Source organism: Belnapia sp. AC561, assembly GCF_979252845.1.
Genome location: NZ_CEEDBP010000165.1, coordinates 1 through 285 on the forward strand (window position 1 = coordinate 1; position 285 = coordinate 285).

Consider the following 285-nt stretch of genomic DNA (forward strand, 5'->3'; position numbering starts at 1 on the left):
GCACGGGGGTGGGGCGCGGTTATGTCGGCGACCCGGTTCGCACCGCGCTGGCCTTTGTGCCAGACCCCTACGCCCGCACGCCGGGCCAACGCCTGTACCGCACCGGCGATCTGGCGCGGCGCCGCGTTGATGGCGTGTTGGAGTACGTGGGCCGGCGCGATCATCAGGTGAAAATTCGCGGCTTGCGCATCGAGCTCGGCGAAATCGAAGCGCGCCTGAGCGAGCAGCCCGAGGTGCGCGAGTGCGCCGTGCTCGCCCAGGATCAAGCCAGCGGCCGGCATCTGG

The 285-nt window shown here is 70.5% G+C and carries 1 protein-coding gene; it reads left to right on the forward strand.

The window, feature by feature from the left end; translation table 11 throughout:
• A partial coding sequence (locus tag AC0IW9_RS30590) for a hypothetical protein (RefSeq protein WP_471652073.1) occupies nt 1-285 on the forward strand: 285 nt, incomplete at both ends.